Raw genomic sequence first — 25,776 nt, forward strand, 5'->3', positions numbered from 1 at the left:
CCGCCGGCGGCAACACTATGAAAGGACCCCGACTTGAGGCTGAGTTTTCAGAAGCGACAGCAATTCATTGGTCGTAACAATGAGTTCCTGAAGTTGCCCGGCGGATGGCTGCAGATCCACGTTGCCGTGGATGAGCTGGTTGCGAATATTCGCCATATTCCTCAGTAACTCTGCCTGGGTCGGGGTCACAAATCCACCGGCAGCGAGAAGCTCGACAACCCGTCCAGGCGTTTGCGGCTTGATTGTTTCGCTTGGTTCGAGATTTCGGGCGATTGCTTCAAGAGAGGCCCATGCCAGCAAGAGCGCGGCTCTTGCATCAGCCAGCTTATCCAAATTTGCGACGGCCTGCTCAATTGACGAAAGGCTCGCAATCGGCACCTGCCGCTCGCCGTCGCCGCCATAGATGACCTCGAGACGCCAATCGGGATGACCCGCTAATATTTCTCTCAATCTGCGGATTTTCGATTGTGCTGTCGGACTACCCTTGGTGACGACCTCTACAATTATGTTGTCATCCGGCCCGGTCGCAACGGCGTCAGCGTCATAGTCGGCAAGGAAGGGAGGGAGATCTGCTCTGGCTGGACGGCGCACAACCCTATAGCCCCGCGCATTGAGGCGCGGCAGGTATTCATCGAGCGCGTTTCTTTCGGCTGCGGCGAAATCGATCATTAGAAAACTGCTTCCTCAGGGACTGCATCCACACGAATATAGAGGATCGGGTCCTCCTCTCCTAGTGCCTCTACCAATGTGTCGGAGGGATTGGAAAACGCGGCCCTTGCTTCCGGACCAAACCTTTGAACCAGCACTCGATCAATTAGACTATCATCGAGGTAGACGGAGGGGATCATCGCGTCGAGTGTTAGCTTGACTATGTTGTCGATGTCGCCGGTCATTGCGGCTTGCGGAAAATAGAAGAGGGTTACCGCCAAGCGAGCTTCGTCGAACGACCAAGCTCCCTCCGGAAGTGCCCCGGCTGCCGCTTCGGCAACCCTTGCCTTCCATTCCTGCCTTGCCGCCGTAAGGACGCTTTGCGAGCTAACAGGGGTTCCGATCACGTTGAATTCGAACGGCAGATCCGGCCACATAAGTTTCCGTTATTTTTTGAATCAGAGGTGCCTGCCAAGCATAGAGCGACTTCAACATCCCGACAACACGCCGCCTCTACCCTTATACGGTGTAAAGTAGGCGGATCGCTCGTCTGGCACTTGGGAACGAGGGCTTAATCCAAGAGGCCAATCTACGCCTTTGCGACTTCGTGAAGAAGACACCGTTGTGATCGGAACGATGTGACTTTGAAAGCATCGGCTAGCTGGTGCCGTCCTTGAGGTGGCCGGCTTTCAGCCGGTCAAATACGGCTAGGGGCTGCCATTCGGGTGCATCGCCGTATTCCGAGGCCTTCGCGTACTTCTCGAGAGGCGTAAGCTTTGAAAGCGCGGCTGCTGCGTTGATGAAGGCGTTCTGCAATTCCTTCATCGTACTCCGATCTGCGAAGAACATGTCACTCGACGGGTTACTGCTTTCGGTGACGGTCTTTGATTCAGTGTATACGAGGATGCCCGGAACCATATATTTAGGGTAATTTGTCTTGGTCCACTCAAGGTGCTGGTAGATCTGACCAATTTCTTCGGAATTGAGAGTATTCCCTTGAAGTTTGTCCGTCTTCAGCTCAATAGGAATCGCGATCCGGGTGTGATGGTCGACCCACAGATTGTCCGGACCGTCGTTCTCGTCTGTATCTGGCCGCCGGGAGTCAAATCCCAGTGTCGCTCCGATGACACGCACTGCCTCTTCAGCTTTCTTGTGTGAGGGGTCTCCGAATGCAGCTTCGCTGGAGGTGATAAACTTCGATACTTTGCGGTTGGCCTCCGGAACCGTCAATGCGCAGTACTCGCGTAGGCCTTCCTCGATAACGGATTTGACCGCATGGAGAACACCGACATCCAGTTGCTCTTGCCTCGGAAGCGGCAGCTTTCCCCCAAGTCGGTTTCTGGCTTCATCGAACCAGTCGAACATCGGCTCTGATCGACCAAGAATACAGTTGGCAGCACCGAGCCAGATGGAGTACCAGCCCGCAAGGCGCGGATTCTTTAGACGAACCTCTTCAATGATTTCCTCGAATTGGCTCATCGCGCCGATATGGTCTCCCTGCCATAGACGTATAATGAAGTTCGCTTCACGTTTCGCCAGCTCATCATCGAACTTCGTGTAATCTTCTCTATCACTTATGCGCTTTTCGTCGATCGGGTTTTGTCCAATCTGCGCTTGGTAGTACGCCAGCCACTGCGGGTCGCGCTCGATGATCTGAGTGACGATTGATTCAATTTTCTCCAAAGTCATGTCGCGGAGCTGATCGCAAAACTCTTCAGAGAGGCGTATCTGCTCCTGCAGGACTTTAGGAAAATAGGCTTGGTTCGCAACGTTCCGGAGCCAGTTTTCCGCGTCGCTCGAGTAGATGAAATATATCCCATAATCGTTCTTGCCGCGATTGATCCGGCCGAAAAGTTGCGTGAACCTGTTGGCGACGCGCGGGAAGAAAGTTTGATCCAGTTTGATTCTGTCAAACAGGTACCGCTCGAGTTGCGCCGAGCCGATAGGCACCCCGTCAACAGCCATCACACGGCAGTCATCGTCGGGCAGGTCGATGCCGTCATATCGTCCAACCAGGATAAAGGCGCCTGTAGGGTTCAATCTGAATTCGTTGAGTTTTTGGGTAAATGTCTCCGCCGTCTTGGGCGGTGAGGCGAATTCATCCCATTTGTCCGCTGCCTTCTCGGTCGGTGTCGCTATCAAAACGTTGGTGCTCCTACTGAGATGCTGGAGCCCTTTGACGTCGTCGCAATACTTGCCAAGGGCCGATCCGAAGAGCATCAGACGTTCGCCTAGCCCTGCATCGACATCCGGTTCAATTACTCGCGGTGATCTTCCGAATGCCCTGATGATATCGCCCTTTGACTGAACTGTTGCCGAAAGGAACACCTTAGGCACGTTTTTCTCTTCCAAGGCTGCGACTTGCAGCGCGGGTATAAACGGAGGAGTTATTTCGATTACGAACTTGCTTATTGTGATCGCACAATATTGCAAATGTCCCCGGAGGTAATCGAAGGGAAGTTGCAGTGAGATATCCCCGTCAACGTGGGGCGCGAGTGTCGCCTGAAACTCATGACTGCGATTGTGGACTCCGTTTGGAGGACACAGGGCAACCGACCCGGCCGAAAAATCGGAAACAACCTGTTCGAAGTTGTATAGTTGACCAATATCCTGAAAGCATTGGCGGATAACGTTCGCCAATTGTGCATACAAGACTTCATGCTTGGCCTTCTTGATAGTGAGCGTGAACGCCTCTCGAACCAAACGCTCTCCAACATGCGCATCGTCGAAGATGATTGCGCCAGGGGCGTGCTGCCCACGAAACTTGTTCCGCGTATTGAAGAGAGCCTGATAAGTCGTCACGCAGAATGATTTTGACTGCGCAAAGTTCTGATCCGAAAAACTCTGCTGATGATACGTGGTGGGGTTGATACCTATACCGCTCGCCTCACGGATTGTCTGATGGATGAGGTCGATCGTCGGACAAACGTAGACAACGTTCCGGATACCCTGCAACAAGTAACTTTGCGCGATTAGAACACCGACCAGCGTCTTTCCCGCTCCAGTATACATCGAGATCAATGTATCTTGCTTGGAATTCTTATACCAATCGTCAAGTGCCTGCGCCTGACCCTGCCAAAGTTCCTTGATTTTCGCTTTTCCTGACGGCCTGCTACGGAAGATGTCTCGGGGATTCGGTGAGGCGCTCTTCGCCTTCGGTTTATCAAGATCGCCAAAATCGAATACCATACCCACCTCCCTCACAACTTCCCGGAGAGTATTCGGCGTCAGAATAAAATCAATAGGTGGCGACTTTCCGCTCCAGATATTTCTTTCAATGCATCCAGTTCTGGCGTTGGTCTTGAACAGCCGACCCTAGCGGAAACACTGATGACCGTCGCTACCCTGCTGCACCACGTGCCAGGGTCATCAAACCATTGGGTTTGGCCGAAACCAAACATTACGAACTTTTCATTGGCCGGACAGTTCGCAGTAAGGTGCGGCGTCCTATATCTTTCTTCATCGACTGATCCGGCGTCGCCGGTCTGAAGATCTAAGAACAAGAGAAGGTGCTCCAATGCTCAAGAATTTCAACGGACGTCCGTCCCTCGCTACTGTGCTCAAGGCTTCTACCGTCGCCGGTATCGCAGCCGCTGTGCTCGCAACCGGCGTTCCGCTCGAAATCACCCGGTCTTATGCCGAAGCTGTCAAGGTTCAGGCGCCTGCCGTTCCGAGCTTCGCCAATGTCGTCGACGCCGTTTCGCCGGCCGTCGTTTCCGTCCGGGTCGAAAACCGCGTCAATCCCGTCTCCGACAACAACAATGACGGCTTCTCCTTCGATTTCAACGGCCGCGGCTTCGACGACCTTCCCGATGATCATCCGCTGAAGCGGTTCTTCAAGCAGTTCGGCCAGGATCCGAATGATCAGCAGGGCCATTCCAGGCGCTTCGGCCAGAACGGCCCGAATGGTGGTCCGGGCGGCAAGGGTCGCCTCCGCCCCGTCGCCCAGGGCTCCGGCTTCTTCATCTCCGAGGACGGCTATATCGTCACCAACAACCACGTCGTTTCTGATGGCCAGGCCTTCGTCGCTGTCACGAATGACGGCACCGAACTCGATGCCAAGCTGATCGGCAAGGATCCGCGCACCGACCTCGCCGTGCTGAAGGTCGACGGCAAGGGCAAGAAGTTCACCTACGTCAACTGGGCAGACGACAACAACGTCCGCGTCGGCGACTGGGTCGTTGCCGTCGGCAACCCCTTCGGCCTCGGCGGCACGGTCACAGCCGGCATCGTCTCGGCTCGCGGCCGCGATATCGGCTCCGGTCCTTATGACGATTACCTGCAGGTGGATGCCGCCGTGAACCGCGGCAACTCCGGCGGTCCGACCTTCAATCTCAGCGGCGAAGTCGTCGGCATCAACACCGCGATCTTCTCGCCGTCGGGCGGCAGCGTCGGCATCGCCTTCGCCATTCCCGCCTCGACCGCCAAGGATGTCGTCGCCGATCTGATGAAGGATGGCCAGGTCTCGCGTGGCTGGCTGGGTGTCCAGATCCAGCCGGTGACCAAGGATATCGCCGAATCCATCGGTCTCTCCGAGCCGAGCGGCGCCCTGGTCGTGGCCCCGCAGGCCGGATCGCCGGGTGACAAGGCCGGCATGAAGGCCGGCGACGTCGTCACCGCGCTGAACGGTGAGACGATCAAGGATGCGCGTGATCTCAGCCGCCGCATCGGCGCGATGCAGCCGGGCAGCAAGGTCGAGCTTTCAGTCTGGCGCGCCGGCAAGGCCCAGCCTCTCACCGTCGAACTCGGCACGCTGCCGATCGACCAGAAGGATGCGTCTGCCGATGACAACAATCAGCCGCAGCAGCCTGAGGCACCGGCTTCCGAAAAGGCGCTTGCCGATCTCGGCCTGACGGTCGGCCCGTCTGACGACGGCAAGGGCCTGGCGATAACAGACATCGATCCGAACTCCGACGCCGCTGACAAGGGCATCAAGGAAGGCGAAAAGATCACCTCGGTCAACAACCAGGAGGTCTCCAGCGCCGACGATATCGTCAAGGTGCTGAACCAGGCAAAGAAGGACGGGCGCACCCGCGCGCTCTTCCAGATACAGTCCAATGAAGGAAGCCGTTTCGTAGCGCTTCCGATCAACGGCCAGGGCTGATCCTCAAGACAACACGAGCCGTGCGGACGTAGCTCCGCGCGGCTCGATTCTTCTGCCTTTTGAAGGATGATCACGATGAGCGCCGCCCCGCAGGAAGATGCTTTGAGCCTTGCCGAAACGCAGCCGGCGGGTAATGTCGGCCGCATGAAGATTCTCATCATCGAAGATGATCTCGAGGCTGCCGCCTACCTCACGAAAGCCTTTCGCGAGGCGGGTATCGTTGCCGATCACGCCAGCGACGGCGAGAGCGGCCTGTTCATGGGGTCGGAAAATACCTACGACGTCATCGTCATCGACCGCATGCTGCCGCGCCGGGACGGGCTTTCCGTTATCAGCGAGTTGCGCCGCAAGGCCATCCATACGCCGGTCCTCATCCTCTCGGCGCTCGGCCAGGTCGATGACCGCGTGACCGGTCTTCGCGCCGGCGGCGACGACTACCTGCCGAAGCCCTATGCCTTCAGCGAGTTGCTGGCGCGCGTCGAGGTGCTCGGCCGTCGCAAGGGCACGCCGGATCAGGACGTCGTCTATCGCGTCGGCGATCTCGAACTCGACCGGCTCTCCCACGAAGTGCGCCGCGGCGGCAAGGAGATCCCGCTGCAGCCGCGCGAATTCCGCCTGCTGGAATATCTGATGAAGAATGCGGGCCAGGTGGTGACCCGCACCATGCTGCTCGAAAATGTCTGGGACTATCACTTCGACCCGCAGACCAACGTCATCGACGTTCATGTCTCGCGCCTGCGCTCGAAGATTGAAAAGGACTACAACCAGCCGCTCCTGAAGACCATTCGCGGCGCGGGGTACATGATCAAGGATGAGGGATGAGCCGTTTCAGGGTTCTCTTCAAGTCCACAGCAGTCCGCCTTTCGGCACTCTACATTCTCCTTTTCGCCATCTGCGCCGCGACGCTCGTCTTCTATGTGACGGCGATGTCGGAGCGGCTGCTGACGGGCCAGATCCGCGACGCCGTCAGGCAGGAGGTGGAGCAGGTGCAGCGCGCCTATGACACCGGCGGCATGAACCTTCTCCTGCGCACGATGGAGCGGCGTGCACGCCAGCCTGGAGCCAACCTCTACATCATCGCCGGTCCCTCGGGCGATATTCTCGCCGGCAACGTCGCCTCCGTGCAGCCGGGTGTCTTCGAGGAGATCGGCTGGACCTCTGCGCCCTTCGGCTACCAGCGTTATACCGACAGCGGCATCGAGCGCCGCCACAAGGCAATCGCCAATATTTTCGTGCTCGACAATGGCCTCAGAATCCTGATCGGCCGCGACCTCGGCGACCCCGAGCGTTTCCGTCTGCTGGTGCGCCAGGCGCTGATGGTGGCCTTGGCGATCATGGGGCTCGGCGCCATCATCATCTGGTTCGGCATCGGCCGCAACGCGCTGAAACGCATCGACCGCATGTCGGATGCCAGCAAGAAGATCATGGCCGGCGACCTGTCGCAGCGCCTGCCGGTGGGCGGATCCGGCGATGAATTCGACCGCTTGTCGATGTCGCTGAATACCATGCTGGAGCGCATCGAGAAGCTGAACGAGGGACTGCGGCAGGTCTCCGACAACATCGCCCACGATCTCAAGACGCCGTTGACGCGGCTGCGCAACAAGGCGGCCGATGCGCTCGGTGTCGCCGATGGCGAGGCGCGGCGCACCGCGCTGGAAGGCATCATTTCCGAATCGGACCAGTTGATCCGCACCTTCAACGCGCTGTTGATGATCTCCCGCGTCGAGGCCGGATCGGTCGCCGCCGAGATGTCGCCGGTGGAGCTTTCGGCCATCGTCGCCGACAGCGCCGAGCTTTACGAGCCGGCGGCGGAGGAGGCCGGGCTCGGCCTCAGCTCCAGCATCGAGCCGGATGTCGAGGTGCAGGGCAATCGAGAGCTGATCGGCCAGGCAATCTTCAATCTGCTCGACAATGCCATCAAATATTCCTCCGATACGGAAGGGGCGGGCAAAGTATCGCTGAAGCTTTCCCGCCGCCCGGATGGCATCTGCCTTTCGGTCGCCGACCATGGGCCGGGCGTTCCGGCCGACAGGCGCGACGACGTGGTGAAGCGCTTCGTCCGCCTCGATGAAAGCCGCTCGAAGCCGGGAACGGGGCTCGGGCTTTCGCTGGTGGAAGCGGTGATGGAGCTGCACAACGGCCGGTTGGAACTCTCCGATACCGATCCCGACAAACCTGAAAAGCGCGGATTGACCGTCAGCATGATCTTCCCCGCCAAGGCTGCCTGAGCTTTTTCCACCGAAATACGATCGGTTGAATCGTATATTGGCGGTTTGCCGCCAGGACCCTAGTTTAGTTTCCGTCCATAAACGCTGGTTTTCTTGAGCTTGCAGCGCACTTGGGTTCCGCTTGGTGGCCGCTTTGAAGCCATGCGGTGTGGCTCATGGGTGCTAATTGCGGCGGCCAGGATTTCTGGTGGACATGCGCGCATTGGCAACTGCCGGCGTCACGCCGGTCCGGTTTTGGCTGGCGACATGGGATGTCAGGTCGGCCTGAGGCGGGCGAAGAGGGCGAGATTGTATGCGACCACCGAGGACCAGACATAAGCCTTGAAGTGGTCGAGCCCACGCCAGGTGCAGCGCCCCAAGCCGTAGGCGCGTTTGAGGCAGGAGATGCCGGCCTCGATGCCGGCGCGGAAGTTGCGCAGCTTGCGATAGACCCAGCGGCTCTTGACCATGTCTTCGATCCTGAGGCCGCACTTCTTGTGGAAGGCCATGTCGCAGATGCCCCAGGCTTTGGCTCGGCTCAAATTATCGCGGCTGGCATAGCCGCCGTCGGCCGCCGCCTGACGCGGCGCCTCGCCCCAGATGCCGATGTGGCGTTCCAGCATCGGCAGCAAGCGCTCGCTGTCGGCCGGGTTGCCGGTTTCGACGACGAGGTCGAGGATCAGCCCGCTTGTGCCGGTGGTCAAATTGATCTTATGGCCATACTCGACGTCGCGGCTGCCTTTGACGATGATGTCGGCATGCGGCTCGAACAAACTGACCAGCTTGTCGCCAGCCGGCACCGCCTCGCCGGCCAGGACCCGCCGCTCGGTCTGGGCGATGATCCGTTCGATCAGCGGCTTATAGTGGCGGAGTTGGGCCTGCCAGAGTTCGACCGCCGGGCCCGCCGCCAAGGGCAGTTGCGCCGCCGCCTGTTCGAGATAGCTCAAGGTGGTGCGCGTGATCCTGAGCAGCGCGCGATAGTGCTGAACTCGTTTCGGACGACCGCGGGTAAATTGGATCGCCCGGGATCGCTTCTTCGCCGCGCGGCAGTGATCGTGCCATGAGATGGCGCTGCCCAAGGAAGCCGCCTGCTGCAACAGCCGCACCATCACCCGCACGCAGTCCCACAAAAGACTACTGTCGCTCGGTTCGTGCATCAGCGCCGAAGTGACGGTGCTGTCGATGCGCACGACCTTGCCGCGTTCCACCTTGTCCTGCCGGGCGCTCGTCAACAGCACGCGATTGATCGCTTCAAAGGTCCCGGCCCGGATCGCGCTGATCGTCTTGTGCAAGACCGACTTCTTCGGGTTCCACCCCCACGGCAGCCGGGCAAAGGCCCGGAACGAGGCGGAATCTTCCAGATGAAAGGCCAACTCCTCATAACTCAACTGACGGTGTTGTTTGAGCAGGGCGCAACGCAGCACGGCCTCCGCCGGCAGGCCCTCGCGGCCGGTCTCCTTGACGCCGTGGCGGCGCAGGTCCTGCGCTACCAGCCCGAGCAGATCACGATGCTCATCCAGCCATTGCGACATGGCTTTCAGCTCGCGGCCGATCTCGTGTTCGGCGAAAAGATCGAATATATTGGCTTGGACGGTGCGTTCTTGGCGCATTGTCGGCTCCGGCGGTTGCGGGTTTGTCTTTAGAATCAATGGCTTGATCTAAAGTATACCTGAAACCGCCGGGCTTTGCCCGTCGCAATATCGCTATTCCTCCAATAATTTCAGTGGTTTACCGTTTGTGGACGGGCACTAGTTTAATGCCGGTCGAAGGAGGCGTTTTCCGCGATTCTGCGGGACCGTTCCTTAGGCGCTAAAGCAGGGAGAGCGCATGCTGACGAAATCGACGCATGGCCTGAAGGATGTGGCCGAAGGGCTGCTACGTCCGCTGAACCAGGCGGAGTTGAAGCTGGCGTTGGCCGACCTTCAGGAGGCCGGCGGACACGAGCCGTCGGTGGCTGCGATGCTGAAGACGGAAGGCCCGCTTCGCGATTTCATTGCAGCGGTGCTGACGCTGTCGCCCTATCTGCGCGAAATCGCCAATCTCGATCCCGCCATCCTTGCCGGCGCCGTTACCGAGCCGTTGGAGCCGCAGATCGAGGCGCTGGTCGCCGAGGCGCGGGGCTGCTGGCGGCCGGATGGGGAGGGGGCTGCACCTGCCGAATCCGTAGTGATGAGCAGGCTGCGCATCATCAAGCGCAAGGTGGCTTTCCTCGTTGCACTCGCCGATCTCGCGCGCATCTTCGACGGGCGGGCGACGACGGCCTGGCTGAGCGAGCTTGCCGAAGCTTCGGTTGCCGCCGCGATCGATCATCTGCTGCTTTCGGCGCATGAGGGTGGAAAGCTCAGGCTGCGGGATCTGGCGGCACCGAGCGACGGCTCCGGGCTGATCGTGCTCGGCATGGGCAAACTCGGCGCATCCGAACTCAACTATTCCTCCGATATCGACCTCGTCGTCGTCTTCGACGAACAGGCGGGCATCGTGCCCGACCCCGATGACGCGATCGACGTCTTTCCCAGAATGATGCGCCGGCTGGTGCGCATCCTGCAGGAGCGGACAGCGGACGGCTACGTCTTCCGCACCGATCTCAGATTGCGCCCCGATCCCGGTTCGACGCCGCTGGCGATCCCGGTCGATGCGGCGATGATCTATTATGAGGGCAGGGGCCAGAACTGGGAGCGGGCGGCCTTCATCAAGGCGCGTGCCGTTGCCGGCGACTTGACCGCGGGCGGCGATTTTCTGCGCGGGCTCGCCCCTTTCGTCTTCCGCAAATATCTCGATTACGCGGCGATTGCCGATATCCATTCGATCAAGCGGCAGATCCACGCGCATAAGGGCCACGGTGCCATTGCGGTCAAGGGTCATAACGTCAAGCTCGGCCGCGGCGGCATTCGCGAGATCGAATTCTTCGTCCAGACGCAGCAGCTGATCGCCGGCGGCCGCATGCCGGCATTGCGTGGCAGGGCGACGGAGGAGACGCTCGGTGAGCTCACCAAGGCGAAATGGATCGACGCGGAGACCCGCGACGAACTGACGGAGGCCTACTGGTTCCTGCGCGATGTCGAGCATCGCATCCAGATGGTGCGCGACGAGCAGACCCACCTGCTGCCGGAAACGGATGCCGACCTGAAACGCATCGCCTTCATGATGGGCTTTTCCGACACGCCGAGCTTCTCGGAACGGCTGGTCGGCGTGCTGAAGACGGTCGAGCGGCGTTATGCTCACCTCTTCGAACAGGAGAGCAGGCTTTCCGCCGACACCGGAAACCTTGTCTTCACCGGCCAGGGCGACGACCCCGATACGCTGGAGACGTTGAAGAGGCTCGGTTTTACCAGACCGTCTGATATTTCCCGCATCATCCGCACCTGGCACTACGGCCGGTACCGCGCGACGCAATCGGTCGAGGCGCGTGAAAGGCTGACGGAACTGGCGCCGCAGCTCCTGCGGGTCTTCGGCGAAAGCAAGCGCGCCGACGAGGCGCTGCTGCGCTTCGACAGTTTCATCTCCGGCCTTCCCTCCGGCATCCAGCTGTTCTCGCTGCTCGGCAGCAACCCGGCGCTGCTGTCGCTGATCGTCAACATCATGTCCTCGGCACCCCGGCTTGCCGAGGTGATCGCCGCCAAACCGCACGTCTTCGACGGCATGCTCGATCCTGGGCTGATGGCCGAGCTGCCGACGCGCGATTATCTCGGTGAACGGCTGAAGGGCTCGCTTGCCCAGGCCCGCCACTATGAAGAGGTGCTCGACCGGCTGCGCATCTTCGCCGCCGAGCAGCGCTTCCTGATCGGCATCCGCCTGCTCACAGGCGCGATCAACGGCGTGATGGCCGCACGCGCCTTTACCCATCTCGCCGACCTCGTCATTGCGGCGGCACTCGATGCCGTGGTGGGCGAGATGCGGGCAGTGCATGGCGAATATCCTGGCGGGCGCATCGCTGTCGCGGGCATGGGCAAGCTCGGCAGCTTCGAGCTGACGGCCGGTTCCGACATCGATCTGATCCTGCTCTATGATTATGACGACGCGGCCTCCGAATCCGACGGGCCGAAGCCGCTCGATGCGACGCGTTATTTCACCCGCATCACCCAGAGGCTGATGGCCGCCTTGTCGGCGCCGACCGCCGAAGGCGTGCTTTATGAGGTCGACATGCGGCTGCGCCCATCCGGCAACAAGGGGCCTGTCGCCACCCGCATCATTGCCTTCGGCAAATATCAACGCGAAGAGGCATGGACCTGGGAACATATGGCGCTCAGCCGCGCCCGGCTGATTTGCGGCAATGAGAGCCTGATCGCCGAGGCAGAACATATCGTCCGCGAGGTGCTGTCAGCCGATCGCGATATTGCCAAGGTGGCGCATGATGTTGCCGAGATGCGCGAACTGATCGACAAGGAAAAGCCGCCCTCCGGCCCGTGGGACCTGAAGCTCATTCCCGGCGGCGTCATCGATCTCGAATTCATCGCCCAGTATCTGGCGCTGATCGCACCGAACGGGGGCGTCGGCATTGCCGTCAATGGGATGAGCACCGGCGAGGCCCTGAAAGTGCTTGGCGACCCGCTGATGGCGAAGTCCGATCTCGACATATGTCTCGAGGCCTTCACGCTTTATACCGGCCTTTCGCAACTGATCCGCCTCTCCATCGACGGCCTGTTTGATCCGAAAGAAGCGCCGGCCGGTCTTGTCGAACTCGTCTGCCGCGCCGGCGACTACCCTGACATCAAGACGCTGGAAGCGGAGGTGAAGCGGCTGTCGAAAGCGGTTCGGAAAATATTCCTGAATGTCGTGAAAGTCTGATCTCACACCAGATGGGATGACCGCGAGGATTATCTCGAGCGCCTGTCGGATTCTCGTTTAGCCAGCCGTCTTCAGGACAAAGCTATGGAGAACACCAATGACGGTTACCATTACCGCCTTTGAACGGTCGCCCGATCGCGGCAGGGGGCTGGCGCGTGACATGCGCGTTCGCTGGGCGCTCGAAGAAGTGGGCCAGCCTTACGCCGTTCGTCTTGTTTCGTTCAAGACGATGAGAGAACCCGCCCATCTCGCACTGCAGCCTTTCGGGCAGATCCCGACCTATGAAGAAGGCGATCTCGCTTTATTCGAGTCCGGAGCGATCGTCTTTCATATCGGCGAGCGCCATCCGGGCCTGTTGCCGGACGATGCGAATGCCCGGGCACGCGCGCTCACATGGATGTTTGCCGCGCTCAACACCGTGGAACCGCCGATCTTCGACCGCGCTCTCGTCACGATCCTCGAGCGCGACAAGCCTTGGTACGACCAGCGCCTTTCTGCCCTCGAGGCCAGCATCCGGAAACGGCTGGACGATCTGTCCCGTCGCCTTGGCGATGCCGACTGGCTCGATGGTGCGTTCAGCGCCGGTGACCTGCTGATGGTGACGGTGCTTCTCAGGTTGAAAGGATCAGGCATACTGGAGGAATATCCGAACCTCTCCGCCTATGTCGCCCGGGCCGAAGCGCGGCCGGCATACAAGCGTGCTTTCGCGGCTCAATTGGCGGTTTTCACCGCCGCATCGGACGGCTGACGAAGGTCGGTTCTGGTCGTGACCCTGGATCGCCGATTACTCTGAGACCGCTTGCTAAATAAATTGGAGCGGCAAGGTCTCTGTGTAAACTTCCAGACCTTGCCGCGGCTGTTCTTCGGGATAATAGTGCTTCAGAACGGGTAGCGGCGCTCCAACGTCTGCACCGTGATCCAGCGCAAATCCGTGAACTCGGCGATACCCGCTTTTCCGCCAACGCGCCCAATTCCAGCCGCCTTTACACCACCAAGGGGCATTTGTGCCTCGTCATATACCGGTGGGATCGTTCATGTGGCAGATACCTGTATCGATGCGGCCCGCAACCTCCTGCACGCTCGTGCAACATCACGACCAAAGACGGCTGCAGACAACCCTACTCGGTATCATTGGCGAGGATGGCAGCCTCATCTACCCTAGATCGAGATCGCAGGTTGTTCTTTCTTCACGGAATCCGGGGGCGCCAACGACTTTCCGGCTTAGCTCGTCGGCCCGGACGGCGTCGCTTCGAGCTTGAAGGTTACGCGGATGACCTTGTCGAGCCATTCACCCTTTCCGTCATTCTGCAGGCCAAGTCCAAGGGCCAGACGATCCAGCTCCGCAGTGCCGGCAACGATGGCCCGTCCCGCCCCGTCGCGATGCATCGTAAACGGGACCGACACGGGCACCGTCACACCGCGGACAAGGGCATTGCCCTTGCCGAAATAGGCCTCGCCCGCCGTTTCGAAATGGTCGAGCACAACCTCGACCAGCGGATGGGTGGCCGTCTGCAGGCCGTCGTCGCCGCCGATATTGGGCCTGACGAATGAATTATCGAAATCGATGGAGGCGGCATCTATGGCAATCCGCGCCTTGGCGGCGCCAAGATTGTCCGGATCGAATTCGATGAATGCGTCCCATTTTCCGATCGTGCCGGCAGTCGGCGTTCCGGAAAAATTGATCGTGTAGGTCAGTGCAGACTTCGTTTTATCGATCACCCAGCTGGATGGCGATGCTTCAGTCGATCCAAGGTCCGCGGCATTGACGGATGCAGTGCCGCCCGTTCTGGAGATCAACAGTCCGCCGCCGATAAAGCACAGTGCCAGAACGACGGAGACCAGCACGCCGATTGCGGAGGAGGGCATCCGGCGCAGCCAGCCGACAGGTATCATTCGCGAAAAGGACGGCATCCGGTCGATCACCGAATGCTTGAGCGCCCCGGCCACATGCAGAACCAGAAGCAACCCGAAACCATAGGCCAGAATGACATGCGCATTCTCGGACGCTGCCTCAACCGTTGCGCGCATCCAGACCGGAATGGGCAGATGTGGCCAGACCAGGGTATCGGAGAGAAACAGAAGGGTGGGAATGCCTGTAGAGGACGCCGACACCAGCAGCCAGCCGGTCAAAGGCACGACCAGCATCAGCGCATAGAACAGTGCATGGACGATGCTGGCCGCGACCTGTTCCGCCCGTCTCATCGGCGCATGCGCGGGCGGCGTGTGGAACAGGCGCCAGGCGATGCGGGCGATCGTCAAGGTTAGGACCGCGATGCCGAACGTCTTGTGCCACTGGAACATCGCAAAACGCAGCGTATCTGGAACGCTCTCCACGCGGCTCATCAGAAAACCCATGGCAAGCTGGGTCAGGATGAGCGCAGCGATGAGCCAGTGCAGAATCATTGCACCCATACTGTAGGCCCGGACCGAATGTGTAGCTGACATGGGTGACTTCCAGTCGTCTCAATGGGAACGCAAAAGAGCCGGCGCAACCCGACGATGTCGGGCTGCACCGGCAACGAACACCTACTGAGCGACGAACTCGGTTTCGATCGTCAGTTTGACGTCGTCGCTGACAGGACCGACCAAAGCGGCAACGCCGAAATCGGAGCGCTTGATCACGCCGGTTGCTGAAAAGCCGACGGTCGGCTTCTTGGACATCGGGTGCGGGTTGAGCGCTGCGTTCAGGGTAACGTCGAGCGTGACGGGCTTGGTGACGCCGTGGAACGTCAGGTCACCGGTGACGGTTCCGGTCTTGCCGTCCTTGACGTCGATGGCCGTGGAAACGAAAGTGATCTCGCTGAACTTGGCCGCATCAAAGAACATCTCACCGGCAATCTCTGCATCAAAGCTCTTGTCGCTTGCCGGATAGTTTGTGCTGACCGAAGCCGGATCGATGGTTGCCGACAGTTTCGACTTCGTAACGTCCGCAGGGTCGAGCTCGAGCGTCGCGGAAATCTTGTCGAAGCGGCCGATATAGTTGGAAAGGCCAAAATGGACGACGCTCCACAGAACGTTGGTATGGGTCACATCCGCCCGGTAGGTGCCGGCAGGAACATCGATCGTCTGCGCATATGCAGTGGAGGACGCAAGTGCCAGGACACCGGCAACGAGGGCGGACTTAATGGAAAACATCGCTGATCCTTGAATTGTTTTGACAGCACATTGCGTGCAGCGTTTCCCTAGCGGGTGCTCAGCCCTCCCGAAACAGCGACGAACTGTTCGACATTTGTTGACAATCACTTGAAGTACGATAAGCCTATGTTTATAAAAGACAAATTCACGAGATCAAGGAGGAGCAATGAAAAGTGAGGACGGCGTGATCGCCGTTTTTGCGCTGCTTTTGTGAGAAACGGTCCGCGTCAGCCGCTGGCCGGACTTCAAGCCTGACATGCCAGTGCAACCTGCTGTCATTGCCATCACCAAAGTGGGCGATGGCAAGATTGCCGTCTGACGGCATCACTCAGCGTCGACCCGCAATGAAAGGCTGTGGCTGCCAGCTAGCTGTGAAGACCAGTTAGTGTGCCGGGATGAGCGCATCATTCCGGCCCTTTGTTCGACACCTAAATATCGTCGGGAATGCGCAGCGAGATCACCGTGCCGACCGCTTCGCGTGAGCGGATCTTCATGCGGCCGCCATGCAGCAAGGTCAGCGAGCGGGAGATGGCGAGCCCGAGGCCGGAGCCGCCCTTGCTCTTGGCATACTGGCTCTGCACCTGCTCGAAGGGCTGACCGATCTTCGACAGCGCCGAGCGTGGAATGCCGATGCCGGTGTCGGCGATGGTGACGACGACGGCACCATCGACGCGGCGGGTGCGCACCGCGATGCGGCCGCCATTGTCGGTGAACTTCACTGCATTGGAGAGCAGGTTGAGCAGCACCTGCTTCATCGCCCGGCGGTCGGCCATCAATGTCAGGCCGGAGCAGATGCGCTGTTCGATGACGATGTTCTTTTCAGCCGCGGGCATGGCGGTGAAGCGCAGGCTTTCCTCGATCAGCGGCACAAGATCGATGCGCTCGCAATGCAGCCTGACATGGCCGGCTTCGATCTTGGACATGTCGAGAATGTCGTTGATGACGTTGAGCAGATGTTTGCCGCTGTCATGGATATCGCGGGCATATTCGTCGTATTTCAGCGAGCCGAGCGGCCCGAACATCTGGTTCTGCAGAATTTCCGAGAAGCCGAGGATGGCGTTGAGCGGCGTGCGCAGCTCATGCGACATGTTGGCGAGGAATTCCGATTTCGCCTTGTTGGCGGCCTCGGCGCGTTCCTTCTCCGCCTGGTAGTTGGCGTTGGCCGTCGAAAGCTCGGATTTCTGGATCTCCAGCGTCTGGCGCGAGGCGGACAGGTCGCCGATGGTCGCCATCAGCCGGCGCTCGGATTCACGCAGCCGCTCCTGATGGCGTTTCATCAGCGTGATGTCGGTTCCGACCGAGACCCTGCCGCCGTCGCGGGTGCGCCGCTCGTTGATCTGCAGCCAGCGCTCGTCGGCAAGCTGCACCTCCGTCGTACGCGAATAGCCGGAGCCGTCGGCATCGGAAATCCGCCGCTCGATGACAGGCCGGGCGGCGGCGGCATTGACGGTCGAGCGCTCGGTGCCGGGCACGAGCACGCTGTCCGGCAGCCCATAGGCCTGCTGGAAATGTGTGTTGCACATGACGAGCCGATCGTTCTTGTCCCAGAGCACGAACGCTTCCGAGGTGCATTCGATGGCGTCGGCCAGGCGCTGGTCGGCTTCTGCGTAGCGCTGGGCGAGCCGATGCTGTTCGGTCACGTCCATGGCGATGCCGATCAGGTGCATACGGCCGGAATTGCTGCGGATCACCTGGGCACGCGCCCGCATCCAGACATAGTGGCCGCCGGCATGGCGCATGCGGAAGATCTGATCGACCTGGCCGGAGGCGCCCTTGCCGATGGCGCGCGCGATCTCGTAGAGCCCGCCGTCATCGGGATGCATCAGCCGGGCGGCTTCGCCGAAACCCATCGTCTTGTCGGAACCCGGCAGGCCGAGCATGTCGTACATCGAGCGCGACCAGAAAAATTCGCGGTTCTCGAAATCGAAGTCCCAGAGGCCGCAGCGGCCGCGCGACAGCGCCGTCTCGACGCGCAGGTTCGATTCCACGAAGATGTCGTCGGCGTCGCGGGCGCGCTTCACCTGCGTGTAGTAGGCATAGAGGATGACGAGCAGGATGGAGGAGATCCCGGCAAACAGCGTCACGTTGAGCGCCAGTTCCTCGCGCCAGAGCCGGCCGATCTCGTCGAGCGAGGTGGCGGCGACGATATAACCGCCGGCATTGCCCATCAGCGTGATCTCGGCATAATGCGGCACGCCGCCAATCGTCGTTTCGATGACGCCGGCGCGATCGCCGAAGCGCCGGATCGCCGAGACCTCGGGGAAGAAATCGCCGACATTGCTGCCAACATGTGAAAGCCCGGCGGTGGTCGCGGCAAAAACCTTGCCGCTTGCCTGCACGAGCAGCACGAAAGCGCCGCTGTCCAGCCGGTCCTGAGGCAGGTATTTGGCGAGGCGGGCCTGCGCCCCGGTGATATCGCCGCTGTCGAAGATGTCTGCCGCATCGGCAAACACAGCAGAGGCGGTCGCCGCCGAAAGTGCGGTGGCATGGCGCGCCGAGGCCTCCAGACGCCCATATTCGCTCATCATGCCGAAGAAATGCGAGGCGGCGACGACGGAGAGGAAGGCAACGATCAGCGCCGGGATGGCTCGCTTCAAGACCAGCTCGGCCTTCGGCAGATAACGGAGAAGTGGTTCCGATGTCGCATGGCCCGAAAGGCTGTCGCGCCAGGCTTTCAGCCCGTCAAAATCGACACGCAGCCGTCCTCCGGCCACGGTTGCCCGCCGCACGTCCATCATCTCTTCGCCTTGTCCCTCATGTGATTCGCGCGCCGCTCGCTCGAACCTGACCTAGAGAATCATGGGTGATTCGCCTTGTCCAGAGGCAAAGGTAAAAATCCGTTAACTATTTATAATCTTGGGTTTTTCGAGGTGATTCGAGGTGCTGGGCGACCGGCCGCCGAATTTCTCCTGGTGGCGGGTCGAATCAAATTACCCTTTAAGCGTGCGCTCGACGATGTCGCGCACGTCGGTCGAAAGATCGGACGCCCGCTCGATCTCGATCAGCGCCGAGCGGGCGTGATCGGCACGTACGGGTTCGAGCGACCGCCAGGAGCGCATCGAGGTGAGGAGGCGGGCGGCAAGCTGCGGGTTGCGCCCGTCAATATCGAGAATCTGATCCGCGAGGAAGCGATAGCCTTCGCCGTCGGCGCGGCCGAATCCGGTCGGGTTGGCAAAGGCGAAGGTGCCGACCAGCGACCGCATCCGGTTCGGATTGGTGCGCTTGAAAAGCGGATCGTCCATCAGGGCGTGGACCCGTCCCAGGGTTTTTGCGCCCGGAATGCCGGCCTGGATCGCGAACCATTTGTCGATGACGAGCGCATTTTCCGCGAAGCGGTCACGGAAGGTGGCGAGCGCCTCGCTCGTCTCCGCGCTGTCGGGAAAACGATGGGCGAGAATCGTCAGCGCATGGCTGAGATCGGTCATATTGTTGGCCGCATCGAAGGCGGCCTTGGCGCGGGCCGGCGTCTCTTCGGCATGCGAGAGGTAGGTGAGGGCGCTATTGCGCAGCGCCCGCAAGCCGGCGCTTTTCGCATCCGGGTTGAAATCACCTGATGTCGTCATCGCTGCGTAGAGGCCGGCAAAGACATCCTTTCCGGCATCGGCGATCTGTTTCAGGACCGCCTGCCGGCCGGCATGGATGGCATCGGGATCGTTGTTGCCGCCAAGTTCGCGGGCGATATCGGATTCGCTCGGCAGAGCCAGCGCCTGGGCGCGGAAGGCGGGCTCGAGGCTCTCGTCGGCGGCGGCAGCAATCAGCGTCTCGACGAAGGTCGCCTCGCAGATCACAGGCTTGCCCTCGCGGGCGTCGCGTGCCGCTTTCAGCAGGTTCGGCAGCGCCAGATCGGTCAATGCCTGCCAGCGGGCGAAATGATCGGTCTCATGGCGGGCGAGATGGGCAAGATCGGCCGGGCTCTGATCGAAATGCAGGTTGATCGGCGCCGAGAAGCTGCGGTTGATCGAAACGACCGGCCGCGAGCCAACGCCATGGAACACGGCCGTCTGCGTGCGGCCTGTGAGATGCAGCACCTCGCCGGCATATTCCGCGCCGTCGACCGAGGTAGGCTCGATCTTGTCGCCGTTTTCGCCAAACAGCGCGAGGCTGAGCGGAATATGCATCGGCTCCTTGCTCGGCTGGCCGGGCGTTGCCGGAATCATCTGTTCGAGCGACAGGGTGAAGCTGCCGGCCGCCGCATCATAGCTGCCCGATGCGGTGACGAGCGGCGTGCCGGCCTGATGGTACCAGAGCGAAAATTGCGTGAGGTCGCGCCCGCTTGCATCCTCGAAGCATTTGACGAAATCCTCGATCGTCACGGCCTCACCGTCATGGCGGTCGAAATAGAGGTCCATGCCCTTCTTGAAGCCGCCCTTGCCAAGCAGCGTCGCGATCATGCGCGTGACTTCGCTGCCCTTTTCGTAGACGGTCGTCGTGTAGAAATTATTGATCTCGCGATATGTCGTCGGCCGCACCGGATGGGCGAGCGGGCCGCCGTCCTCCGGGAACTGCTCCGATTTCAGGTGGCGCACTTCGGCGATGCGCTTGACGGCGCGCGAGCGCTGGTCGGAAGAGAATTCGTGGTCGCGATAGACCGTCAGGCCTTCCTTGAGGCACAGCTGGAACCAGTCGCGGCAGGTGATGCGGTTGCCGGTCCAGTTGTGGAAATATTCATGCGCGATGATCGTTTCGATATTGGCATAGTCAGCATCGGTCGCGGTTTCGGGATCGGCAAGGACGTATTTGTCGTTGAAGACGTTGAGGCCCTTGTTCTCCATCGCGCCCATGTTGAAGTCGGAGACGGCGACGATCATGAAGATATCGAGATCGTATTCGCGGCCGAACCTCTCCTCGTCCCACTTCATCGAGCGTTTCAGCGCGTCCATGGCATAGGCGGCGCGCGGCTCCTTGCCGTGCTCGATATAGATTTTCAGTACCACCTCACGGCCGGACATGGTCGTGAACGTGTCTTCGACGACGCCGAGATCGCCGGCGACGAGCGCGAAGAGATAGCTGGGCTTCGGATGCGGATCGAACCAGGCGGCGAAATGCTTGCCGGGGCCGTAGCCGGCGCCGCCGAGGAAGTTGCCGTTCGACAAAAGCAGCGGGTTGGCGTCCTTGTCGGCGATGATATTGACCGTGAACGGCGCAAGCACATCGGGCCGGTCGGGGAAATATGTGATGCGGCGGAAACCCTCCGCCTCGCATTGCGTGCAGTAGATGCCGCCGGTGCGGTAAAGGCCCATCAGCTTGGTATTGGCCTCAGGATTGATGACGGTGGTGATCGTCAGTTCGAAGGGCGCGCTCTCCGGCAGGTCGCGCACCGTCAGGCTTTCCGCTGTTGCGTCGTAACGCGAAGGGTCCAGGTCCACCTGGTCCAACAGCAGCCCCGACAGCGTCAGTTCGTCGCCGTCGAGAACGATCGGCGCTGCCGGATCGGTGCCCGGGCGACGATGAAAGATCAGACGCGCCTCGACCTTTGTCTCCGTCGGGTCGAGTTCGAAGGTCAGGTCCACACGTTCCAGCACGAAGTCGGTGGGACGGTAATCTGCCAGATGAATGACCTGGCCGGTATCTGTTCGCATGGTGTTTCCTGAAGACCGTTATTTGATAACCGCGGAATACAGAGGCGGGCGCACTCTGCCATAAATTTTGCCGGGGATGATTACATTAAAGTCTGAACTAAACTTAAAGCAAATTGCCCGCGAACACCAAGTTCGCGGGCAAAATATCTTATCGGAAACGGATGAACGCCGCTGCGAAGAGATGGTTGCTACTTCAGGTTGAGTGCAGCCTTGATCGTCGCGTCGTTTTCCGTCTGCTGCACGACGACGCCGTACCAGCCGAGCCCGTCGTAATCCTCGTAGCCGAGGGTGCGCGCGAAGGCGACGATCGAGCCGTTATTGTCGTAATAGCTGCCTTTCGCCTGGCCGGACGGATTGGCGAGCGCAAAATGGGAAAAGAGCAAGGCGGGATTGGTGGTGGCGATGACCCGGCTCTTGCCGTCGAGCAGCATGACGGTCGTTTTTTCCGCCAGCTGCGGTGGCAGGTTCGCCTCTTTCTCGACGATCGCCTGGCCCTGGTTCTGCCAGTCGAAATAGACGCCGAGCGTCCCGACCAGCCGCCCGTCGAGCTTGCCCTCTTCGCGGATGCCTGTGGCGTAAACGAGCGCATGCCTGGCGTCGTGGAGCGGGCTCGCTTTGACGTCGTCGACAATATAAGCATCGCCGGAGGAGCAGGTCGACGCCGCGCGGAACCACGGTTCGCCGGCAAGGCTCGTGCCGACGATCTTGCGCTGGAACTTGGGATTGGCGGATGCGATCACCTTGCCAGAGTGATCGGTCATGACGAGATCGAGGTAGACGGTGTAGAAGCGGTTGATGGCGCCAAGACGCTCCGCCGCAAAGGCGACGGTTTCCCGGCCGGGTTCCTGCAGCGCCTGCCAAAGTGCCGGGTCCGTCGCCCACCAGCGCACATCGGCCGTGCGCTCGAAAAGGTTGCGGACGATGAGCTGCACCAGCGTCTGCGCCAGATCGGTGAGGCGAACGCCCTCCATCTCCTCGACCAGCGAATCGGCCATGGCGCGGCTGAGGCCGATGCGGCCGAGCACGTTACTCTCGAACCTTCCGGTAATATCGGTTGCGATCTGTGCCAGCCGCTGCACTTCGTTGGCAACGACGGCGAAGCCCTTTCCGGTCTCGCCGGCTCTGGCTGCCTCGATCAGCGCATTGATCGCCAGCAGCTTGATCTGCTTGACGATGTGGGTGTTGTCGGCGCTGAAGCGCTCGAGGTCGGTGCTGATGCCGTCGGTGACGACGCGCATGGAGCGCGGTGTCGCATTCTGCGACTGGGCAATGGTTTCGGCGCTAAGCGGCTTCATCAAATGAGATCCTGGAAGGAGCGGGCAATTGTTTGTGCGGTGAAGAAAAATTTCGAGATCAGCGATAGAAAACGATGCTTGCCTATGGTTTTCAATTGGTTAACGCCGAGCGCCGGGAGATGAACATTTTGGGGGTGAATGGCTCAAAAAGAGAAATTTCAGCGCGGTGGCGTGCATGCAGCATGGTTCAGCCCGCAGCTGACGGCGATTCTGTGATTCTCCCATGTTTGCTTGCGGTTTTTTCGCCAATCGGTTTTTTCTTTCGCTACGATGGGTGACGTCACCTGCTGCGTTCCCGAGTCGAACGCGTCTCCCCGTTCCGGTTAAGTCAGTATCAAGAGCCAGGATCATGCACTCGGTTCTCAGAAACCCGATGAGAGGCATTGCGCTGAAAGTCTCGTCGGTCGTGGTCTTCCTGGCCATGCAGACCTTCATCAAGCTGGCGGGCTCGGACATCCCGCCGGGTCAGGTCACCTTCTGCAGGTCGTTCTTCGCGCTTTTCCCGATCATGGCCTATTTGGCCTATAACAGGCAGTTGCGCGCCGCCTTCTACACCGTCAATCCAATCGGTCACCTGAAGCGCGGCACGATCGGCATCTTGTCGATGGCTTTCGGTTTCTACGGCCTGCTGCATCTGCCGCTGCCGGAGGCGATCGCGCTCGGCTATGCGCTGCCGCTCGTCGCCGTCATCTTCGCTGCCGTTTTTCTCGGCGAGACCGTGCGCATCTATCGCTGGAGCGCCGTCCTGGTCGGCATCGTCGGCGTCGCCATCGTTTCCTGGCCCAAACTCACGCTGTTTCGCGAGGGCGGCATGGAAGCAGAACAGGCTGTCGGCGCGCTCTGCGTGCTGCTCTCGGCCGTTCTCGGCGGCGTGGCGATGATCCAGGTGCGCCGCCTCGTCGAGGAAGAGAAGACGGCGACGATCGTGCTCTATTTCTCGATCACCGCCTCGGTCTTCTCGCTGGCTTCTCTTCCCTTCGGCTGGCTCATCCTGGCATGGCCGACGGCGCTCTATCTGATCGCCGCCGGCTTTTGCGGCGGCGTCGCGCAGATCCTGCTGACGGAAAGTTACCGCCATGCCGACGTTTCCACCATCGCGCCGTTCGAATATACGTCGATCCTGCTCGGCGGCATTGTCGCCTACTTCGTCTTCGGCGACGTGCCGAGCGTGACCATGTTGATCGGTACCGTCATCGTCGTCGCCGCCGGCATCTTCATCATCTATCGCGAGCATCAGCTGGGCATCGAGCAGAGAGAGGCGCGCAAGGCCACGACGCCGCAAGCCTGACGCCTGCAAGCGCATGTTTATCAAGGTTTTAACGCAGAGATTGCGGCGGCTTGAAACTTGCGCTCAAAGAGTGAAAACAATGGCGAATTCTTGGGATATCGTCGGGCTGGGGAATATGATTGTTGAACATGAGAGACTATCATTTATTCCAAGCTGTGCATGTCTGAATGGCCGCTGATGCCGGAGGAGCTCTCGGTGTCGTTGCTCCGAACGCTGGCCGGCGAGCGGGGGTGGAGAAAAGCATAATGGCATTCACAGCGGAGCAATTGGTGGGGAACTCTTCCTTTCTGATGAGCATTCGCTTTTTGGCTGGGCAGATGCGCGGCATGTTCGATGCCGGTCCGCGGCTGGCGCGGCTGCTTGCCTCCCATCAACGCTGGCTACTGACCCAGACTGCCTATGCCCTCCACCTGGAATATGATCCGCGCGACCCGACCTCGGGTTTCACCGCCGTTCGGCTGACCGGGCGCATTACCGCGCATAAGGTGGCGAGCCGCAACACCGTGCTCGCTTTCATCGAAGAACTCTATACCTACCGGTTCATAACCCACACGCCCGGCGACGAGCGGCGGCGGCCACGTCATTTCGAGCCGGCTGACGTCAGCCATCAGGGGATGTTTGCCTGGCTTATTTCCAATCTCGGCGCGCTCGACCTGCTCGACGGCGGTCAAAGGGCAGCCTTTTTCCAGGCAAATCCATCACTGATGCGGCTCATTCAGCCGCGCATTGCCCGCCATTGCCTCGAGGATGCCGCCTGGCGCGAGCCGCCTGAGCAGGTAGCGCTGTTCCTCTGGACGGAAGCCGGCGGCCTCGTCGTCGACAACTTCATCGCCCGGATGGATATGGCAAGCAGCGAGCCGGGCAGATTGCCCGTCGGCCGTGTCGAAACCCGTGCGCTCGCTGCCGATTTCATGATGTCGCGCACCCATCTGCAGCGGCTGCTGGCAAAAGCGGCGCAACGCGGCTGCGTCGGCTGGCAGGACGAGCCGCGCAAGACGCACCTTTGGATATCGCGGGATTTCGTCGAGGAATATTGCGCCTGGCAGGCGGTCAAGTTCGCCTATGTCGACGAAGCCTTCGAATGGGCGAAGGCCCAGCTCGAGGAAATGGCCATCTGACCAGAGCACTTCCAGCAAAAGTGCGCAGCGGTTTTGCGTCCGGAATGCGCGAAAACAAAGAGATAGAGCATTTCCATGACTCGGAAATGTTCTAGAGAACGATCGCCGCTGTACCTGCGCCAATGCGGGATCCGGTATCGGCCGGCTTGACCGAAAGCTCGCGCTCATATTCCCGCGCGGCGCAGACGGCAACGCGGATATGTTCGAATGTTTCGATGTTGCGCAGAAGCGATATCAGGATCGTCGACATGTTGGGGTACTCTTGATACGAAGGGCAGGCGAAGCGCCTACAGCGCTGGGCGTCTTTTTAGGACGCGCAAAGGACGCTGCGACACGTTGAATTCCTGCTCAATATTGCTGGAAGTCCGAAAAAATGGCGTTCGGGCGCGCCGTGCGGCTGTTGACGCCGGTGCCGCGCGCAATCATCTGTTCGTTCGTGGCAAAGCCGAAACGGCTGTAGCCTTGAGTGGAACGAACCTGGTCGCCGGCGAGGCGAAGGGTTTCAAACCCGCTATGGATAGGACGAAAACGCTTGTTCATGGCCTTGGTTCCTGTGATTCCTCCCAAGACACAGCTGATATTGCGATGCAGCATAGATTCCGCAATGCATCACGGCG

At 60.3% G+C, this 25,776-nt stretch carries 18 protein-coding genes and 1 pseudogene; 7 read left to right on the plus strand and 12 right to left on the minus strand.

What is annotated here, in order from left to right; genetic code table 11:
* Window positions 1-15 precede the first annotated feature (15 nt).
* From BA011_RS02955 to BA011_RS02965, 3 genes are all read right to left on the minus strand, one after another.
* On the minus strand, window positions 16-669 hold the full coding sequence (locus tag BA011_RS02955; RefSeq protein WP_065279389.1) for a hypothetical protein: 654 nt from the start codon (window positions 667-669) through the stop codon (window positions 16-18).
* Window positions 669-1,085: a RusA family crossover junction endodeoxyribonuclease gene (locus tag BA011_RS02960; RefSeq protein WP_065279390.1), complete on the minus strand. Its 417-nt coding sequence runs from the start codon at window positions 1,083-1,085 to the stop codon at window positions 669-671. Before BA011_RS02960 ends, BA011_RS02955 begins: the two co-directional genes overlap by 1 nt.
* Window positions 1,086-1,305: 220 nt before the next feature.
* Complete coding sequence (locus BA011_RS02965; protein WP_065279391.1) at window positions 1,306-3,837, minus strand: DEAD/DEAH box helicase family protein; 2,532 nt, start codon at window positions 3,835-3,837, stop codon at window positions 1,306-1,308.
* Between the two features lie 328 nt (window positions 3,838-4,165).
* Here BA011_RS02965 and BA011_RS02970 point away from each other — a divergent pair, with 328 nt between their 5' ends.
* The 3 genes from BA011_RS02970 to BA011_RS02980 all read left to right on the plus strand — a co-directional run bounded on the left by BA011_RS02970 (window position 4,166) and on the right by BA011_RS02980 (window position 7,980).
* Window positions 4,166-5,752: a Do family serine endopeptidase gene (locus BA011_RS02970; protein ID WP_065279392.1), complete on the plus strand. Its 1,587-nt coding sequence runs from the start codon at window positions 4,166-4,168 to the stop codon at window positions 5,750-5,752.
* Window positions 5,753-5,818: 66 nt separating this feature from the next.
* The gene (locus tag BA011_RS02975; protein ID WP_020485979.1) at window positions 5,819-6,574 is read left to right on the plus strand and encodes a response regulator transcription factor; all 756 of its coding nucleotides are present in this window, start codon (window positions 5,819-5,821) and stop codon (window positions 6,572-6,574) included.
* On the plus strand, window positions 6,571-7,980 hold the full coding sequence (locus tag BA011_RS02980; RefSeq protein ID WP_065279393.1) for a sensor histidine kinase: 1,410 nt from the start codon (window positions 6,571-6,573) through the stop codon (window positions 7,978-7,980). Before BA011_RS02975 ends, BA011_RS02980 begins: the two co-directional genes overlap by 4 nt.
* Before the next feature lie 254 nt (window positions 7,981-8,234).
* On the opposite strand, the gene BA011_RS02985 is transcribed toward BA011_RS02980, so the two are convergent.
* Window positions 8,235-9,569 carry an ISNCY family transposase gene (locus tag BA011_RS02985; RefSeq protein ID WP_065279157.1) on the minus strand — a complete coding sequence of 445 codons (1,335 nt, stop codon included), beginning with the start codon at window positions 9,567-9,569 and terminating at the stop codon, window positions 8,235-8,237.
* 217 nt (window positions 9,570-9,786) lie between these two features.
* Between BA011_RS02985 and BA011_RS02990 the strand changes: the two genes are divergently transcribed.
* Complete coding sequence (locus BA011_RS02990; RefSeq protein ID WP_065279394.1) at window positions 9,787-12,744, plus strand: bifunctional [glutamine synthetase] adenylyltransferase/[glutamine synthetase]-adenylyl-L-tyrosine phosphorylase; 2,958 nt, start codon at window positions 9,787-9,789, stop codon at window positions 12,742-12,744.
* A 97-nt stretch (window positions 12,745-12,841) separates the two neighbouring features.
* Window positions 12,842-13,492 carry a glutathione S-transferase family protein gene (locus tag BA011_RS02995; RefSeq protein WP_065279395.1) on the plus strand — a complete coding sequence of 217 codons (651 nt, stop codon included), beginning with the start codon at window positions 12,842-12,844 and terminating at the stop codon, window positions 13,490-13,492.
* Window positions 13,493-13,623: 131 nt separating this feature from the next.
* Here BA011_RS02995 and BA011_RS44915 read toward each other — a convergent pair.
* The 6 genes and pseudogenes from BA011_RS44915 to BA011_RS46255 all read right to left on the minus strand — a co-directional run.
* A pseudogene (locus tag BA011_RS44915) lies at window positions 13,624-13,898 on the minus strand (aldehyde dehydrogenase family protein); the annotation flags it as partial.
* Window positions 13,899-13,965: 67 nt separating this feature from the next.
* Window positions 13,966-15,189 (minus strand): cytochrome b/b6 domain-containing protein, encoded by a 1,224-nt coding sequence (locus tag BA011_RS03000; protein WP_065279396.1) that lies wholly within the window; start codon window positions 15,187-15,189, stop codon window positions 13,966-13,968.
* An 81-nt stretch (window positions 15,190-15,270) separates the two neighbouring features.
* Entirely contained in the window at window positions 15,271-15,879 is a 609-nt protein-coding gene (locus BA011_RS03005; protein WP_065279397.1) for a YceI family protein, read from the minus strand.
* A 428-nt stretch (window positions 15,880-16,307) separates the two neighbouring features.
* Window positions 16,308-18,617, minus strand: coding sequence for a PAS domain-containing sensor histidine kinase (locus tag BA011_RS03010; protein ID WP_065279398.1), 2,310 nt, complete (start codon window positions 18,615-18,617; stop codon window positions 16,308-16,310).
* Window positions 18,618-18,809: 192 nt separating this feature from the next.
* On the minus strand, window positions 18,810-21,458 hold the full coding sequence (gene pepN / locus BA011_RS03015) for an aminopeptidase N (RefSeq protein WP_065279399.1): 2,649 nt from the start codon (window positions 21,456-21,458) through the stop codon (window positions 18,810-18,812).
* Window positions 21,459-21,646: 188 nt separating this feature from the next.
* A complete protein-coding gene (locus BA011_RS46255; RefSeq protein WP_065279400.1) occupies window positions 21,647-22,753 on the minus strand; it encodes a methyl-accepting chemotaxis protein in 1,107 nt (368 codons plus the stop codon).
* 349 nt (window positions 22,754-23,102) lie between these two features.
* Here BA011_RS46255 and BA011_RS03025 point away from each other — a divergent pair, with 349 nt between their 5' ends.
* Both BA011_RS03025 and BA011_RS03030 read left to right on the plus strand, forming a co-directional pair.
* Complete coding sequence (locus BA011_RS03025) at window positions 23,103-24,041, plus strand: DMT family transporter (RefSeq protein ID WP_065279401.1); 939 nt, start codon at window positions 23,103-23,105, stop codon at window positions 24,039-24,041.
* 245 nt (window positions 24,042-24,286) lie between these two features.
* Window positions 24,287-25,159, plus strand: a complete 873-nt coding sequence (locus BA011_RS03030) for a hypothetical protein (protein WP_065279402.1) — start codon at window positions 24,287-24,289, stop codon at window positions 25,157-25,159.
* A 91-nt stretch (window positions 25,160-25,250) separates the two neighbouring features.
* Here the strand turns inward: BA011_RS03030 and BA011_RS44110 are convergent, their stop codons facing one another.
* On the minus strand, window positions 25,251-25,409 hold the full coding sequence (locus tag BA011_RS44110; protein WP_165504204.1) for a hypothetical protein: 159 nt from the start codon (window positions 25,407-25,409) through the stop codon (window positions 25,251-25,253).
* Window positions 25,410-25,507: 98 nt separating this feature from the next.
* Complete coding sequence (locus tag BA011_RS03035; protein WP_065282390.1) at window positions 25,508-25,699, minus strand: hypothetical protein; 192 nt, start codon at window positions 25,697-25,699, stop codon at window positions 25,508-25,510.
* Window positions 25,700-25,776 lie beyond the last annotated feature (77 nt).

It is taken from the genome of Rhizobium leguminosarum, assembly GCF_001679785.1.
GTDB classification, from domain to species: domain Bacteria; phylum Pseudomonadota; class Alphaproteobacteria; order Rhizobiales; family Rhizobiaceae; genus Rhizobium; species Rhizobium leguminosarum_R.